The 15,906-nt window shown below is 65.2% G+C and carries 16 protein-coding genes; 5 read left to right on the top strand and 11 right to left on the bottom strand.

Annotation, left to right across the window (positions count from 1 at the left end; translation table 11 throughout):
- Positions 1-214: hypothetical protein (locus G3N99_RS19900; protein WP_206123256.1), on the bottom strand; the 214-nt coding region annotated here is incomplete at its 3' end.
- Positions 215-488: 274 nt separating this feature from the next.
- On the opposite strand from G3N99_RS19900, the gene moaC reads away from it, so the two are divergent.
- The 4 genes from moaC to G3N99_RS19880 all read left to right on the top strand — a co-directional run bounded on the left by moaC (position 489) and on the right by G3N99_RS19880 (position 6,074).
- Positions 489-977 (top strand): cyclic pyranopterin monophosphate synthase MoaC, encoded by a 489-nt coding sequence (moaC, locus tag G3N99_RS19895; protein WP_089456855.1) that lies wholly within the window; start codon positions 489-491, stop codon positions 975-977.
- A gap of 214 nt (positions 978-1,191) precedes the next feature.
- Positions 1,192-3,879, top strand: a complete 2,688-nt coding sequence (locus G3N99_RS19890; protein WP_206123255.1) for a type VI secretion system Vgr family protein — start codon at positions 1,192-1,194, stop codon at positions 3,877-3,879.
- Positions 3,872-4,819, top strand: coding sequence for a hypothetical protein (locus tag G3N99_RS19885; protein WP_206123254.1), 948 nt, complete (start codon positions 3,872-3,874; stop codon positions 4,817-4,819). The genes G3N99_RS19890 and G3N99_RS19885 overlap by 8 nt, the downstream gene beginning before the upstream one ends.
- A 79-nt stretch (positions 4,820-4,898) precedes the next feature.
- Entirely contained in the window at positions 4,899-6,074 is a 1,176-nt protein-coding gene (locus G3N99_RS19880) for a glycosyl hydrolase (RefSeq protein ID WP_206123253.1), read from the top strand.
- 131 nt (positions 6,075-6,205) lie between these two features.
- On the opposite strand, the gene G3N99_RS19875 is transcribed toward G3N99_RS19880, so the two are convergent.
- From G3N99_RS19875 to G3N99_RS19830, 10 genes are all read right to left on the bottom strand, one after another.
- Positions 6,206-6,556 carry a TonB family protein gene (locus G3N99_RS19875; RefSeq protein WP_206123252.1) on the bottom strand — a complete coding sequence of 117 codons (351 nt, stop codon included), beginning with the start codon at positions 6,554-6,556 and terminating at the stop codon, positions 6,206-6,208.
- 455 nt (positions 6,557-7,011) lie between these two features.
- A complete protein-coding gene (locus G3N99_RS19870) occupies positions 7,012-8,790 on the bottom strand; it encodes a Wzy polymerase domain-containing protein (protein ID WP_174942516.1) in 1,779 nt (592 codons plus the stop codon).
- Positions 8,791-8,946: 156 nt separating this feature from the next.
- Entirely contained in the window at positions 8,947-9,543 is a 597-nt protein-coding gene (locus G3N99_RS19865) for a pilin (protein ID WP_174940347.1), read from the bottom strand.
- A gap of 97 nt (positions 9,544-9,640) precedes the next feature.
- Positions 9,641-10,345 (bottom strand): TerC family protein, encoded by a 705-nt coding sequence (locus G3N99_RS19860; protein ID WP_174940346.1) that lies wholly within the window; start codon positions 10,343-10,345, stop codon positions 9,641-9,643.
- A gap of 155 nt (positions 10,346-10,500) precedes the next feature.
- Positions 10,501-11,382, bottom strand: a complete 882-nt coding sequence (gene sucD / locus G3N99_RS19855) for a succinate--CoA ligase subunit alpha (RefSeq protein ID WP_006477916.1) — start codon at positions 11,380-11,382, stop codon at positions 10,501-10,503.
- A gap of 66 nt (positions 11,383-11,448) precedes the next feature.
- Positions 11,449-12,615: an ADP-forming succinate--CoA ligase subunit beta gene (gene sucC, locus G3N99_RS19850; protein ID WP_011353083.1), complete on the bottom strand. Its 1,167-nt coding sequence runs from the start codon at positions 12,613-12,615 to the stop codon at positions 11,449-11,451.
- Positions 12,616-12,683: 68 nt separating this feature from the next.
- Positions 12,684-13,292 (bottom strand): DUF2889 domain-containing protein, encoded by a 609-nt coding sequence (locus G3N99_RS19845; protein ID WP_206123251.1) that lies wholly within the window; start codon positions 13,290-13,292, stop codon positions 12,684-12,686.
- Positions 13,293-13,438: 146 nt separating this feature from the next.
- Positions 13,439-14,308 carry a recombination regulator RecX gene (gene recX / locus G3N99_RS19840; protein ID WP_206123250.1) on the bottom strand — a complete coding sequence of 290 codons (870 nt, stop codon included), beginning with the start codon at positions 14,306-14,308 and terminating at the stop codon, positions 13,439-13,441.
- On the bottom strand, positions 14,308-15,381 hold the full coding sequence (recA, locus tag G3N99_RS19835) for a recombinase RecA (protein WP_041492942.1): 1,074 nt from the start codon (positions 15,379-15,381) through the stop codon (positions 14,308-14,310). Before recA ends, recX begins: the two co-directional genes overlap by 1 nt.
- A gap of 50 nt (positions 15,382-15,431) precedes the next feature.
- Entirely contained in the window at positions 15,432-15,572 is a 141-nt protein-coding gene (locus G3N99_RS19830) for a hypothetical protein (RefSeq protein WP_174940342.1), read from the bottom strand.
- On the opposite strand from G3N99_RS19830, the gene G3N99_RS19825 reads away from it, so the two are divergent.
- Positions 15,571-15,906 (top strand): response regulator (locus G3N99_RS19825; protein ID WP_206123249.1); only part of this gene is annotated, 336 nt, incomplete at its 3' end. The genes G3N99_RS19830 and G3N99_RS19825 overlap by 2 nt on opposite strands.

Here is a 15,906-nt window from a genome sequence, read left to right as displayed (position 1 = left end):
TTGTCATACACCGGACTATAACCCCTTTCCATACAGGCCGCTCTTCCGATCTGCCGAGAACGCCGGCCGCGATGCCGGACGGCACCGTGGAAATCGACCGCGCGCCGCCGGCCGCCGATTCGAGCGGCGGCGCGGACGCGCTCTGCGCATGGCCGCTCGGCGGCAATGCGAGCGCCACCGACAGCGACACGGCAAGCAACTGTTTGACACGCATGGCAGGATGAAAACGACGCCGTCCCGCGCGCCGGGCGCGCATCGCGGCGTTTGGTCTGAATATTCGGGTCATTGTACCGGCGACATCGCGACTGTCCCGTGCGGCAAGCGCGCCATCTGCGTACTCGGCGCCGCGAATGCCACTGCTATGATAGGCGCCCGTTGAAACGTTGGATCGGATCGGGGTGCGGGGATGGCATACGGCGCCCTGCCCGATCGCGAAGCAGGACCGAGCGACGTGCTCGCGCGAGCACGCCGTTCCACTGGAGCACGACATGTCAGGACTCACCCATTTCGACGCCGCCGGCCATGCGCACATGGTCGACGTCGGCGGCAAGCAGGAAACCCAACGCATTGCGATCGCGCGCGGCACGATCAGGATGCTGCCGGCTACGTTCGCGCTGATCCGCGACGGCAAGGCCAAGAAAGGCGACGTGCTCGGCGTCGCGCGCATCGCAGCCATCCAGGGCGCCAAGCGCACGGCCGACCTCATCCCGCTGTGCCACCCGCTCGCGCTGACGCGCGTGGCCGTCGAGTTCGAACTCGACGACGCGCTGCCCGGCGTCCACTGCGTCGTACAGGTCGAGACGTTCGGCCGCACCGGCGTCGAGATGGAAGCGCTGACCGCCGTGCAGGTCGGGCTGCTGACCGTCTACGACATGTGCAAGGCCGTCGATCGCGGGATGGTGATCACCGACGTGAGCGTGCGCGAGAAGCGCGGCGGGAAGTCTGGGGACTGGAAGGCGGAGGAGCCGGCGGGCTGAGTGGCCCTGCGGCGGTCGACCCGGCCGGAACCGCTGACGGCCAGCCATTGCCCGGCCGGATGACGTGTGCGCCTTGCCCGTCAGGCCGACGATCTGACCAGATTTGAAATGCCGTTGAAGGGCAAATTCGAGACATCCGTCGCTTATCTCATACAATTACGGAATTCCGCACGAGAGAGCGTGCGACCCAGCACAAAAAAAGCGAGCACGGGTAATGAATTCGCAAGCATTGAGAAGCGCACTGCTGGCCGGGCCGGTTCAGGACGAACGACTCGTCAAACTGGAGACGCCGCTCGGCCCTGACGTCCTGCTGCCCCATCGCGTCAAGGGGCGATCCCGGCTCGGACGGCATTTCGAGTTCACGGTCGACGCCGTGTCGGTGTCCGATGACATCGAACTCAAGAAGCTGATCGCGCAGCCGGTGACGCTGCGCATCCAGCAGGCCGACAAGTCGTACGCGCCGCACCACGGGTACGTGCACGCTGCTCGCCGGCTCGGGTCGGACAGCGGCCTCACGCACTACCAGATCGTCTTCGCCTCGTTCCTGCACTTCCTGAAGTTCCGCCGCGACCAGCGCATCTGGCAGGACAAGTCCGCCGACGAGATCATCGCCGACGTCCTGAACCAGCATCAGCAGGCCAAAGGCTGCTTCGATTTCAGGCTCTACCAGCCGCTGCCGTCCCGTTCGTTCTGCATGCAATACGAGGACGACTGGCATTTCGTGCACCGCCTGATGGAATCGGAAGGCCTGTACGGTTTCTGGGAGCAGGCGCAGGACGGCAAGTCGCACAAGCTCGTCATCGTCGACCGGATCGATGCGCTGCCCGCGCTGGCGCCGCAGACCCTGCGCTTTCATCACGCCGGCGCACGCGACGAAGCCGACACGCTCGTCCAGTTCTCCGGCACACGCACGCTGCGCAGCGTCGCGCGCACGACGCGCACGTTCGACTACAAGCAGCCGCCCACCGCATCGAATCCGAAGGCGACTCACCTGCCGACGATCGCGAACCAGGGCGACCTGCCGCAGCAACTCGAAGTCTACGAATACACCGGGGCCTACACGTACCCCGAACAGTCTCGCGGCGACCATCTGTCGAAGATCTGGATGGAGGAACAGGAGTCGCACGCGAAGCGCTTCCACGGTATCGGCGGCGTCCGGCGCATGGACGCGGGACGCACGTTCGAGCTCGCGGATCACCCCGAACACGACAAGGACGATGCCGGCCAGCGCCGCTTCGCCGTGATCGAAACGGCATGGCTGATCGCCAACAACCTGCCCGTCGCCGATCGGCAGGCCGGATTCCCGCACAGCCTGCAGGCCGAAATCGACGACCTCGTGCAGGCTGGCGGCGCCGACCTGCCGCATGTCCGGCATCCGGACGGCAGCGCGGGCGTTTTCCAGGTCAGCATCGAAGCGCAGCGCACCACGGTGCCGTTCCGCAGCCCGTTCGAACACCCGAAGCCGCCGATGCATCTGCAGTCGGCGATCGTCGTCGCACCGCAAGGCGAGGAAGTCCACACCGACGAACTCAATCGAATCAAGGTCCGCTTCCACTGGGATCGCCTCAACGACGGCGACGAGAAGGCCTCGTGCTGGTTGCGCGCCGCCGCATCGGATTCGGGCAGCGGCTATGGCGCCGTGCACCCCCATCGCAGCGGCGAGGAAGTGCTGGTCGATTTCCTCGGCGGCGACTGCGACCGTCCGATCGTCGTCGGGAAGCTGTACAACGGTGCGACCAGCCCGCAATGGCACAGCAACGGCATCCTGTCCGGATACCGATCGAAGGAATACGCGGGCGTCGGTTACAACCAGCTGGTGCTCGACGACGCGACCGCGCAGAACCGCGTGCACCTGTACAGCAGCCAGGCCAACACGCACCTGCACCTCGGCTACCTGATCGACCACACGGGCAACAACCGCGGCAGCTACCTCGGCAGCGGGTTCGACCTGCGCTCCGACGCCTTCGGCGCGGTTCGCGCGAATCGCGGCCTGTACGTCACCACGCATCCGAAACAACCGGCGAGCCAGCCGCTCGACGTCAAGGAGACGCAACAGCAGCTCGTCACGGCGGAAGGCCTGATGGAAGCGATGTCGGGGGTCAGCGCGCAGCATCAGGGCGAGTCGCTCGACCCCGGCCACGCCGCGCTGAAGCAGTTCACCGATGCGACGCAGAACAGCGTGAGCGGCAGCGCGTCGGGCGGGCGAACCGGCGGCGGCGGAACCGGCAGCGCCAATGCGTTCAAGGAACCCGTGATGCTGTTCGGCAGCCCGGCCGGCATCACGCTGGCGACGCAGCAATCGGTGCACTTCGCCGCGGACCAGCACGTCAACCTCGTCAGCGGACAGAGCACGCACGTCGCGGCCGGGAAGTCGCTGATCGCGAGCGTCCTCGACCGGATCAGCCTGTTCGCGCAGAACGCGGGCATGAAGCTGTTCGCCGGCAAGGGCAAGGTGGAGATCCAGGCGCACGCGGACAGCATCGAGTTGACCGCGCAGAAGGCGCTGAAGCTGCTGGCGGTCACCGAGTCGGTCGAAGGCGCCGCGGCGAAGGAAATCCTGCTGACGTCCGGCGGCGCGTATATCCGCATCGCGAACGGCAACATCGAGGTGCATGCGCCCGGCAAGATCGACATCAAGGGCGCGCAGCATGCGTTCAGCGGCCCCACGCACCTGTCGCAAACCATGCCGACGCTGCCGAACTCGACCGGCAACTACGACCAGGCGTTCATCGCGCACTGGGGCGGCACCGACATTCCGGTCGCGAACACGCGCTACCAGATGTTCTCGAACGGCACGCTGATCTCGGAAGGCGTCACCAACGCGGCAGGCGAGACAGGGCTCACGCAGAGCCACGTGCCGCATGACGTCGTCGTCAAGTTTCTAGGGAAATCGAATGGCTGACGTGCAACAGAAGGACAACGTGCTGGGTACCGGCGCGGGGATGCTGACGCCGACCGGGTACAAGGATCGGCCGAAGGTGCAGATCAGCATCTGCGACAAGCATGTCACGCCGGCCGCCGATTCCATCATTGGCACTTGCCCGTTCTACTACCTGCCGCTTCACGGCGAGTACTGGGAAACGGTCGAGAAGGTCAGCATGTCGAGCGCATGGGAGACCGTCAAGAAATTTGCCACGTCATGGGATCCGTGGAAAGACAAGAAAGTCGTCCATGATCTGCTGCACCGGCGGGAGGACCTGCTCAAGCCGAAAAGCATCGATTCGGACTGGTCCCGCCACGGCAATTTCATGATGCGTCATATCGGGTGCGGGCATAAGCCGCCTGCTTACTATGTGAGCTACGGCTACTACTATTGCTCGGATTACGGCACCAATCTCTACCCCACCCTCACGGCAAAGGGAAAGAAATGGCTGGATAACGCGCGGTGGTGGCTTCAGAAATACATCGAGATCGGGCTGTACCAGAACATGCAGGGAAACCAGATCGCAATCAAAAGCGCGAAACCGGGAAACGGCAAGCTCTCGATGCAGGTGACGCGATACGAACTGGAGCTGGACAAGGACGGAGAAACGTTCAAGACCTTCGCCTTCGTCACTCACCCATTGGCATATCTGGACGGAGGGCTGGCCGGCCTGCCGGTCTCGGATCTCGTCAAGATCGGCAGGCGGCCGAACATCGAGGAATGGGGCGACGCGCGCACGCGCCAACAGGCAATCGACGCAGGCATTCCCGTCGCCAAGGCAAAAGCGCGCGAATGGAGCCAGGATGCGGTCGACAAGGCGCGCGAGTGGGGCTCGGACGCCGCCGACAAGGCACGCGAGTGGGGGACGGATGCGGCCGATGAAGTCAACCGCGCGCTCGAACGTTTGCTGAAAAAGTGACATGCGAAAACACAAGCGCTGGAAATGGATCGCCGGTGGCCTCGTTGCCCTGGCCATTGCAACATATGGGTACGTAAATATGACGACGGGCTGGGAGACGATTTCGACAAGCTTCATGCGGAACGACGCGCCATATGGTGGCGGCAACTTCCGCATCAAGGGCAATGAGGTGATGAGTGTCAAGCTCGCCAATCCCGAAGTGACGTTCAAGCCCCAGGCCGAATCGAACGAGCCGCAGCGGCCCGAGCCGACCGAAGCGTGGATGAACGACACCGGCGAGTTGCTGAACCGCATGACGATCAGCTTCTTCCGCGGCACCATCGACGGCGGGATGAAGCGCGAATTCCAGCAGGTCGGCCAGGATGCCGCCTGGTGGTACTCGCCCGACTGGACCGTTCAGTTCATCAGTACGTCATGGATGAACTACAAGGCTCCCGAGGCACAAGGCGGCGACGCGCCGCAAACCACCCGGCTGTGGAAATCGACCAATGGCGGCCTGACCTGGTCGCAACTTCAATGGCCTGCCAGCCAGAACATCGGCCGCCTGCTCTTTCTCGATCCGCAGCGCGGCTACGCGGCCGGCTGGGGGCCGCGCATATGGCGGACTTCGGACGGCGGAAACACGTGGCAGGCGATCGATGTGCCGGCCGATGCACGCGTCGGCAGCGAGACGCGCCAGGATTTCAATGCAATCAGCCTCGGCCCGGACGGTGTTCTGCGAATCGCCTACCATGTCGCACAGACTGCCGAAGCACCGGCTCACAGCGTAGTCGACCGGCTCGACTGGGGGCAGCACGCATTCGTGACGGATACCGTACTGCCGGGCCAGGTCATCACTGCGCTCGACACTACGCCGGAATCGGGATCACGTTATTCGCTGTACACGCTGTCGCATCTCGACGAGCCTCAAAACGGCGAGGGTCGCGACAACGGCCGCCGGACGGGCGCCATTTCCACGTGGACGAACGACCATCCCGAGTCCGTGCAGCAACTGCACACCTTCGACGAGAAGCTCACGCTCGACAGCATGAGCATCGGTCGAAACGGCCTCCTGCTCGTCTATGCAACCGATCCGAACTCCGGAAGTGGCGGTACCGGCGGCGGCGCACCGATCGACCTGACGTTCAGCAGCACCGATGCCGGCAAGTCGTGGAATAAAACGTCAGACAAGACCGCACAGGGCGGCTACTTCGACGCGCAGACCAACACGCTGTACTGGCTGCACGCCTATACGCTGAAGAAACGGACCTTCTGATCGCGCGCCGGCCGTCTCGGCGGCCGGCCCTCACCGCGGCTGCGCGATCGTCATGATCGCGAACCGCAGCGACCTGTCTCGCGCACGATGGCCTTGGCCGCACGCACACGGCCGGCCACGCCGCCCTCGCCTCACTGGCCGCGCTGCGGCTCGAACACGAACGGTTGGGTCAGCAGGAACGGGTTCGCGGTCGCGCCCGTCTGCACGCAGGTCGCGTGCGTCATCGCGTCGACGGCCGCGCGATCGGCCGCCGCATTGCGGCTGCTCGTCGTCACGGTGACGTTCTGCGCTTCGCCGGACGTCGTCATCAGCGCGCGCACGAGCACGGTCGCCGGGCGCGTGAGCGGCTTCGCGGTATCCGGATAGACGGCGCGCGGAATGTGGCAGGTCAGCTTGCTTTCCTGCGACGACGACAGCATCGCGCAGCCGGAAAACAGCATCGCGATGGCGGGCAGGATCAGGTAGGTCGAGCGAATGGCCATGGTCGAATATCGTTCTTCAGCACTGTTCCGGACGCACGCGCCGCGCACCGGGAAACGTCGCCCGGCCGCATCGCATGCATCCCACTGCGCCGCGGCCATCGGACCGGCGCCCCGTTACGGCCGCACGGCCGATCGATGCTCGGCCGCGATCCTGCGTGGCGGACTTCCCCGGTGGCCGGGGTACTGCCTGTGTTCGCTCCGTGCCCCACCCCACACGGGCTGTCACACGAGCGCTTTCGCGCATTGTGCACGCGCGGCCCGGCGAGCGGCGGCGATTTGACAATGGTTGACGCGAATCGCCGCGCCCTTAGCCGGAATCCACCCAATTCGCGAGGTAATCGATACGCGGCCGGGTTCGCACGACTCGCGCCGGGCTCTAACGCCCAACGCGCACCACTGCTTCGTCACGGAGCGGCACATGCCGGAATTCCCCGTTCCGGCAGGCGCTGCGCACATCAATCCGAATCGTCGTCGTCCTCGTCGTCGGCCGCATCGGCCGGAACTTCGCCGTATTTCGCGACGACTGCCGCCTTGAACGGCTTCAGCGCCGGCTGCTGGTCGCACAGCTTGTACAGCGCCGCCAGTTGCTGCGGCCAGTCCTTCAACTCCTTCGCAAACACGTGCAGGCGCGCGACGGTGTCGAGCGCGTCGGCCTCGCGGCCGGCCAGCGCCTGCAGCGCCGCATAGCGACGCAGCACCGTCTCGCCGGGCAGCAGCGCGATCGCGCGCTCATGGGCAGCGAGCTTGGCCGGCAGGTCGTCCGCCGAAATCGGGAGCAGCGTGGCCGCACCGTATTCGCCCCACGCGCCGAACAGCAGCGACGGCGCATCGCGGTACTGCGCGGCCGGATCGCTGCCGTAATACAGCACTTCCGCGCGCTGGTAGTCGCGCAGCACCGGCACCGCCGCCAGCACGCCGCCGACCGACAGCACCGCGAACAGCCCGAATGCCGCACGCCCCGGCAGGATGCGCAGCGGCTTCACCTCGAGCAGCCCGATCACGAACATTGCCGGCAACAGGAAGAACATGTACTGCTGCGGATACTCGACCAGCGCGTGCATCAGCAGGATGCCGATCAGCGCGAAGCCGAACACGCGCATGCTCGACTGCGGCGCGCGCACCGCACGCACGAACCATGTCACGAGCGCGACGACGAGCACGCCGAGGCCGACGAGGCCGGACTTCGCGAGCAGGTCGATGAAGATGTCATGAGAGTTGTTCGCGATCTCGACGCCGCCAAGCGAGCGCACGAGCGCGAACTGGTGCGACGGGAACTCGCCCCAGCCGACGCCGAGCAGCGGATGTTCGCGGAACATCGCGAGCCCGTACTTCCACAGCGCGAGGCGCGGCGCGATCTGCCCCGCGTCACGCATCCGGTCAGCCGCGGATTCCGCGAGCCCGAGGTGGTAGTGGACGTTCGCCCAGCGCACCGCGACGTTCACCGCGATGAACGCCACCGCCAGCACGACCGGGATCGCCCACGCGCGCGCATTGCCCGGCGCACGGCGGGATTCGAGCCACGCCATCCAGAAGCCCGCGACGACCATTACCGCGACCTGCAGCCACGGCCCGCGCGACACCGTCAGCGCAAGACCGACCGACAGCACGATCGACAGCGCGAGCCACGCCCATACCGCGAGCCGGCGCGTCTGCACGAGATACAGCGCGCCCGCGAGCGCGAACGCGATGTAGCTGGCCAGATGGTTCGCCTGCGCCATGTTGCCGTACGGACGGCGATCGGCCGCAACGTTGTACATCACGACGAACGGCGACAGTGCCGACTCGAGGTGGAACAACTGCACGATCTGCGTTCCGACCGCGAACACGCCGCCGATGAGCAGCGCGCCGGCCATCATCCGCGACACGGCCTCGGCCAGCCCGTCGCGCGCGAGCGTATAGCCGGCCTGCATCGCAACCAGCGCGGCCGCGAGATAGCCGACCGCCAGCCAGTTCATCGACGGCACCTTGAGCGCGATCAGCGCGACCTGCGCAATGAGCACCACGGCGAACCCGAGCGGTGCGACGAACGCGGCCGGCGCGGCAAACGGCTCGGCCGGGCGGCCCGTGCGCGCGAGCAGCACGACGGACACCCCCACCAGCAGATACAGCACCAGCGCGGAAAACTCGGAGTAGAAGGTCGGGATCGGATACGTGTGATTCGTGATCGCGTACGGCACGATCAGGGCGACAGCCAGCGCAACGAGCGGCAACGAACGGGAAAAAGTAGAAGGCATGAGCGAACCGGATGTCAGCAACCGGCGCACTATACAAAACTTTCCCCCCTCTGTGCGGGGCCTTCGCGCCGCGACCCGACGCGGAGCGGCCGTCACGGCCGGCTAAAGCGGCGGGCGGGCGCATGCCGCCCGCGCCGCCCTGCTCCGCCACCGGCACTACGCGCGGCACTCCGCCGGTGCATATTTCGCCGGCAGCGTCGCAGCGTCACCCGGCAATGGCCCTGCTCCCGGTGCCGGCAGCGACGACGCATTCTTGCCGCCGGCAAAGCACTCCCACGCGATTGCCCCGGCCTGCATCGCGCCCTTTTTGAGCGGCACGCGTGCGGTGGGCGCATCGGCCTTGTCGGGCGCGGACGGCACGAGTACCAGCGTATTGGTACCCGCCGCGGCGACGCGCGTGGTGAATGCGACCGTGATCTGGCCGGTCTCGCCGTCAATTGCTACGGATTCGACGTTGCGGGTCGCGGCCGGCGGGCTGTAGCCGCCGTCGAGACTCGCGCCGCTTGCGGCGTTGTCGGCAACGGCGAGTCGCGCGGACGACGCAAGCGCGAGCCCCTCGCCGACGCGCGAGCGCGCAAGGTAGTCCTGGTATGCGGGAATCGCGTAGGCCGCGATCACGCCGACGATCGCCAGCACGATCATCAGTTCGATCAGCGTGAAGCCGGCCGGCCGCCAGCGCGGCGACGGCCGGTTCGCGCGCCGCAGATCGGCGGCCACGCGACGGAACAGGGAAACGGAAAAGGCTTCGAACATGGCAGGCTCCGGAAACGAAAAACGCCTGCCGGTAAAGGCAGGCGTCTCGATCGTAGCCAGCGGGCCGTGAATCCGGCAGTCGGCCGGACGGCCAATGTCAGTGTGCGTGCGGCGCGTCGCGACGCTTCCTGAGCGTGTAACCGATCGCCACGACGAACAGCGCGCCCGCGATGCTCGCGCCATAGAGGACCTCCGGCGTATCGAGCACCGGCCAGCGGTCGCCGACCGGGTCATTCACGATCAGCCCGCCCGCGATCCAGCCGAGCAACCCGGCGCCGAACGCCACGGCGATCGGGAAACGGTCGAGCAGCTTCAGCACCAGCGTGCTGCCCCACACGATGATCGGCACGCTGACGACGAGCCCGAAGATCACGAGCGCGATCCGGTGCGACGGGTCGGCCTGTTCGGCCGCGCCCGCGATCGCGATCACGTTGTCGAGGCTCATCACCGCATCGGCGATCACGATCGTCTTCACGGCGTCCCACAGCCGGCTGGCCGGCTTGATGTCGTCGTGCGCGTCGCCGGCCGGCGCCATCAACTTGATGCCGATCCACAGCAGCAGCAACCCGCCACCGAGCTTCAGGAACGGTACGTCGAGCAGCGCGACCGCGAACGTGATCAGCGCGACGCGCAGCAGGATCGCACCCGCGGTGCCCCAGATGACGCCGCGCAGCCGCTGGTTCGCGGGCAGGTTGCGGCACGCGAGCGCGATGACGACCGCGTTGTCGCCGCCGAGCAGGATATCGATGATGACGATCTGGAGTACGGCGCCCCAATGGAGCGACGTCAGGAATTCGAGCATGGCGTGACGGGCAGGACGGCGGCCGCCCGCGGGCGACCCGGTTCATCGCCGGCACATGCGCGATGCATGCCCGGTGCTTACGAATTCATTGCGCGAGCATAACAAAAAACGCCGGCAAAGCCGGCGTTTTCTGCAGGACGAACCCAGGGGAAATATTACAGCGCCTTCTTCAGCAGACGGCCCATTTCCGACGGGTTGCGCGTGACGGTGATGCCGCACGCTTCCATGATTTCCAGCTTCGCTTCGGCCGTATCCGCACCGCCCGAGATCAGCGCGCCGGCGTGGCCCATGCGCTTGCCCGGAGGCGCCGTGACGCCAGCGATGAAGCCGACGACCGGCTTCTTCATGTTGTCCTTGATCCACTCGGCGGCATTGGCTTCGTCCGGACCGCCGATTTCGCCGATCATCACGACTGCGTCCGTATCCGGATCGTCGTTGAACATCTTCATCACGTCGATGTGCTTCAGACCGTTGATCGGGTCGCCGCCGATACCGACTGCCGACGACTGGCCGAGGCCGAGTGCCGTCAGCTGAGCAACTGCTTCATACGTCAGCGTGCCCGAACGCGACACGACGCCGATGCGGCCCTTGCGGTGGATGTGACCCGGCATGATGCCGATCTTCAGTTCGTCCGGCGTGATCGTGCCCGGGCAGTTCGGCCCGAGCAGCAGCGTCTTGCGGCCTTCGCGACGCATGCGGTCCTTCACTTCGATCATGTCGCGGACGGGGATGCCTTCCGTGATACAGATCGCGAGATCCAGATCGGCTTCGACCGCTTCCCAGATCGCAGCAGCTGCGCCTGCCGGCGGAACGTAGATGACCGACACGGTCGCGCCGGTTTCTGCCTTCGCTTCCTTGACGCTTGCGTAGATCGGAATGCCTTCGAAATCTTCGCCGGCCTTCTTCGGGTTCACGCCCGCGACGAATGCTTCGCGGCCGTTTGCGTATTCACGGCAGGCGCGCGTATGGAACTGACCGGTTTTGCCGGTAATGCCCTGCGTGATGACCTTCGTGTCCTTGTTGATCAGAATCGACATGTATTTTGACCTCTGTTCGATTGGCGTCGCGTACGAACCGCGCCGCCAGCGTGTTCAATAGCGCGCTTACTTGCCTGCGGCAGCCGCGACGACCTTCTGGGCAGCTTCTTCCATGCTGTCCGCCGAGATGATCGGCAGGCCCGAATCGGCCAGCATCTTCTTGCCGAGGTCTTCGTTCGTGCCCTTCATGCGCACGACGAGCGGCACGTTCAGGTTCACGGCCTTCGAACCGGCGATCACGCCTTCCGCGATCACGTCGCAGCGCATGATGCCGCCGAAGATGTTCACGAGGATCGCCTTCAGATCCGGGTTCTTCAGCATCAGCTTGAACGCTTCCGTGACCTTCTCGGTCGTCGCGCCACCGCCGACGTCCAGGAAGTTCGCCGGCTCGCCGCCGAACAGCTTGATGGTGTCCATCGTCGCCATCGCCAGGCCTGCGCCGTTCACGAGACAGCCGATGTTGCCGTCGAGCGAGATGTACGCGAGGTCGAACTTCGACGCTTCGATTTCAGCCGGATCTTCTTCGTCCAGGTCGCGGTACGCAACGATTTCCGGGTGGCGGAACAGCGCGTTCGAGTCGAAGTTGAACTTCGCGTCGAGTGCGATGACCTTGCCGTCGCTGGAGACGTTCAGCGGGTTGATTTCAGCCAGCGATGCGTCGGTTTCCCAGAATGCCTTGTACAGGCCTTGCAGGATTGCGCGTGCTTGCGGAATCGAAGCAGCCGGCACGCCGATCTTCGCGGCGAGGTCGTCCGCTTGCGCGTCGAGCAGGCCCGTCGACGGCTCGACGATGACCTTGTGGATCAGTTCCGGGTGCTTTTCGGCAACTTCTTCGATGTCCATGCCGCCTTCGCTCGAACCCATCAGAACGATCTTTTGCGTCACGCGATCGACGACGAGGCTGACATACAGTTCCTGCTTGATGTCGGCGCCTTCTTCGACCATCAGACGGTTGACCTTCTGGCCTTCCGGGCCCGTCTGGTGCGTGACGAGCTGCATGCCGAGGATCTGGTTCGCGTATTCGCGAACCTGCTCGATCGACTTCGCCACCTTCACGCCGCCGCCCTTGCCACGGCCACCTGCGTGAATCTGAGCCTTCACGACCCATACCGGGCCGCCGAGCTCTTCTGCCACCTTGACGGCCTCGTCCACCGAGAACGCCGGCTTGCCGCGCGGTACCGCGACTCCGAATTTCCGCAGGATTTCCTTACCCTGGTACTCGTGAATCTTCATGCGTGATTCCCTTCAGTCTGAGAGTTGGATGAAAAGTCGCTTTAGACGCTTCTTCGAATGATTTCCGTTCATTCCTTCGTGCTGCCTTCACCGGGCACGTCCGGCCGGCTCGCGCCATACCAGCGCGGGTAGTACTGCCGCACGACCTCGCCGTCGAACCGCAACGCCCGGCAGCGGCCGAGCTGGAAAGGCGTTTCGTCGTGCACGCCGCCATGATCCGGCCCTTCGCCCCCCTCCTCGCGCACGTTCCACACATCACCGGCGAACGCCTGGATCGCTGCCGTCGGCAGCACGGCGCACAGTTCGGTGAGATGGGAGCAGCCTGCGACGCCGGCGAGCAGCCGGTTCGCGTTGCGGCGGAAATTGCGGAAGAGATTGAGCCCGATAAGGGCCCGATAGGCGGGAGAGGCGGATTGACAGTGACCGGGATAGGGAACCCATTCCGAAGACGCTTCGGCGTCGACGACATTGAGGTCACGATCGATAGTCACGCGCAGCCAGAGTTCGTGGATCGGCAGGCCCTGGGGCCGGATGCCCGACGCAAGCGCGACATCGCGCGGCTTGTGGTCGGTCAGGCAGGCTTCGATGTCCCACAAGCCGTCGCCGCGCTCGTACGCTTCCGCTCGGATTGCGCGTTGATGTCGCAACTGACGGGGCACGGGCTCGGATAGCGGCATGCTGGAGGTTGAGGCCGAAGAGGAAAACCCATGGATTTTAGCATATTGGGTATTTGAGACAGTTTGACGCGACGGCGGGTATTCCCGCCTGTCCGGAAGCGGTTGCATTGCAGCAAAATCGCGCGCCACGCGCGCGATCGGCGCGGTCAGTCGTCGATCGGGAAATCGTCGCCGACCTTCAGCAACTTCACGATGGTCGCGCTCGAGAAGCCGCGCGCGGCAAGAAAGCGCGCCTGCTTCGCACGCTCGGCCGGCGTTTGCGGCAGTGCACCGAATTTCTTGCGCCAGACCGCCTGCGCACGCGTCCATTCGGTCTCGCGGAGCTGGGCATTCACTTCCTCGACGAGCGTGTCGCCCACCGCATGACGCTTCAGCTCGCTGACGATGCGCGCGACGCCCACACGCGACGCGCGACGATGCACGAGACTCTCGGCAAACCGCGCATCGGACAGCCAGCCTTCCTGTTCCAGCGCATCGAGCACGGGGTCGACGGATTCGTCTTCACCGACGTAAGGCGCGAGCTTGCGCGCGAGTTCGGTGCGACTGTATTCACGGCGGGACAGATAGCCGAGCGCGCGGCCCTTCAACGATCGCTGAGGCTTCGATGACTTGCGCTCGGCAGCGCCCGGAGCGTCACCTGACGAGGCATTGGAAGAAGCACCCGATGCGCGACGTGTGCGGCGCGGATGCTGACTGCTGCGGGTATAGACATCTTCCCTGGCCGGCGCCGATGCGTCGGCTGCGCGATCGCCCGGGAAGCGGACACCGGAAACACGACGGCGGGAGCGGTCGTGCGCGTCGAACGATTCATCGTCGTCGAACGGATTGTCCGGTGCGGCAATCTCAAACGAAACGAGGGCATCGTCGGATGCCCTCGTCGCGGTGCGGTTCGCGGCATCGCTGCCCGCGCCCCGCCGATCGGCGCCCGAGGATCCGGTTCGCCGGCCGGAGCGACCCGCCGTTTCGGGCGCGTCGCTCTCCTCCGGCTCGCCAGCCTGACCTCGGCGCCCGACCATCACTCTTCTTCGTCCATCGCCTCGGCTTCGTCCTGGCCTGCACCATCAGGCATGGCGACCACGCCAAGCGATTCGCGAATGCGGTTCTCGATCTCGCGTGCGATTTCCGGATTCTCGCGCAGGAATTCACGCGCGTTGTCCTTGCCCTGGCCGATCTTCTCGCCGTTGTAGCTGTACCAGGCGCCCGCCTTGTCGACGATCTTCGCCTGCACGCCGAGATCGATGATCTCGCCCTGACGCGAAATGCCTTCGCCATACAGGATGTCGAAGATCGCTTCGCGGAACGGCGGCGACACCTTGTTCTTGACGACCTTCACGCGGGTTTCGTTGCCGATCACCTCGTCGTTCTTCTTGATCGAGCCAATCCGGCGGATGTCGAGACGCACCGACGAGTAGAACTTGAGCGCGTTGCCGCCCGTCGTGGTTTCCGGGTTGCCGAACATCACGCCGATCTTCATCCGGATCTGGTTGATGAAGATCACGAGGCAGTTCGTACGCTTGATCGTGCCGGTCAGCTTGCGCAGCGCCTGCGACATCAGGCGAGCCTGCAGACCCGGCAGCGAATCGCCCATCTCGCCTTCGATTTCGGCCTTCGGCACAAGCGCCGCGACCGAGTCGATGACGATCATGTCGATCGAGCCCGAGCGCACCAGCGCGTCGGTGATTTCAAGCGCCTGCTCGCCGGTGTCCGGCTGCGAGATCAGCAGCTCCGGCACGTTCACGCCGAGCTTCGCTGCATATTGAACGTCGAGCGCGTGCTCGGCGTCGATGAACGCTGCGGTGCCGCCGATCTTCTGCAGTTCGGCGATGACCTGCAGCGTGAGCGTGGTTTTACCGGACGATTCCGGACCGTAGATTTCGACCACCCGGCCACGCGGCAGGCCGCCGACGCCGAGCGCGATATCGAGACCGAGCGAGCCCGTGGACACGACCTGGATGTTCTCGGTCGCCTCGCCGTCGCCCATGCGCATGATCGAGCCCTTGCCGAACTGCTTTTCGATCTGGGCAAGCGCGGCGGCCAGCGCCTTGCTCTTCTCGGCGGTCATCCCGGAGCCCTTCTTGCTATCTTCCATGAATCGTCCTTTGCTATGATGAGCAGCGTCTGTTAAAGGCGCGCCCACTTTCAAGCGCCGCCCACGAATGCAGACACTGTATAAAAAAACAGTGTTTTGTGCAAGCCCGCAATGCAGGCTGCGTTGTACACGAATAACTTCGGAGACAGCCGGCCGGCGTGAACGCCCTGCCGGCCATCGGTCAGCACCATGCGAATTCTCATCGCGGAAGACGACAGCATACTCGCGGACGGCCTCACCCGGTCACTCCGCCAATCGGGCTATGCAGTCGACCACGTGAAGACCGGTGTCGACGCCGATACCGCGCTGTCGATGCAGACCTTCGACCTGCTGATCCTCGATCTCGGGCTCCCGAAAATGCCCGGGCTCGACGTGCTCAAGCGCCTGCGCGCCCGCAATTCCAACCTCCCCGTGCTGATCCTGACGGCCGCCGACAGCGTCGACGAGCGCGTGAAGGGGCTCGACCTCGGCGCCGACGACTACATGGCCAAGCCGTTCGCGCTCAACGAGCTCGAGGCGCGCGTG

The organism is Burkholderia sp. Ac-20392, from assembly GCF_017104585.1.
Lineage (GTDB): Bacteria > Pseudomonadota > Gammaproteobacteria > Burkholderiales > Burkholderiaceae > Burkholderia > Burkholderia lata.
Note: the sequence above shows the minus strand (reverse complement) of the source record. Positions and strands in the feature narration are given on the sequence as shown.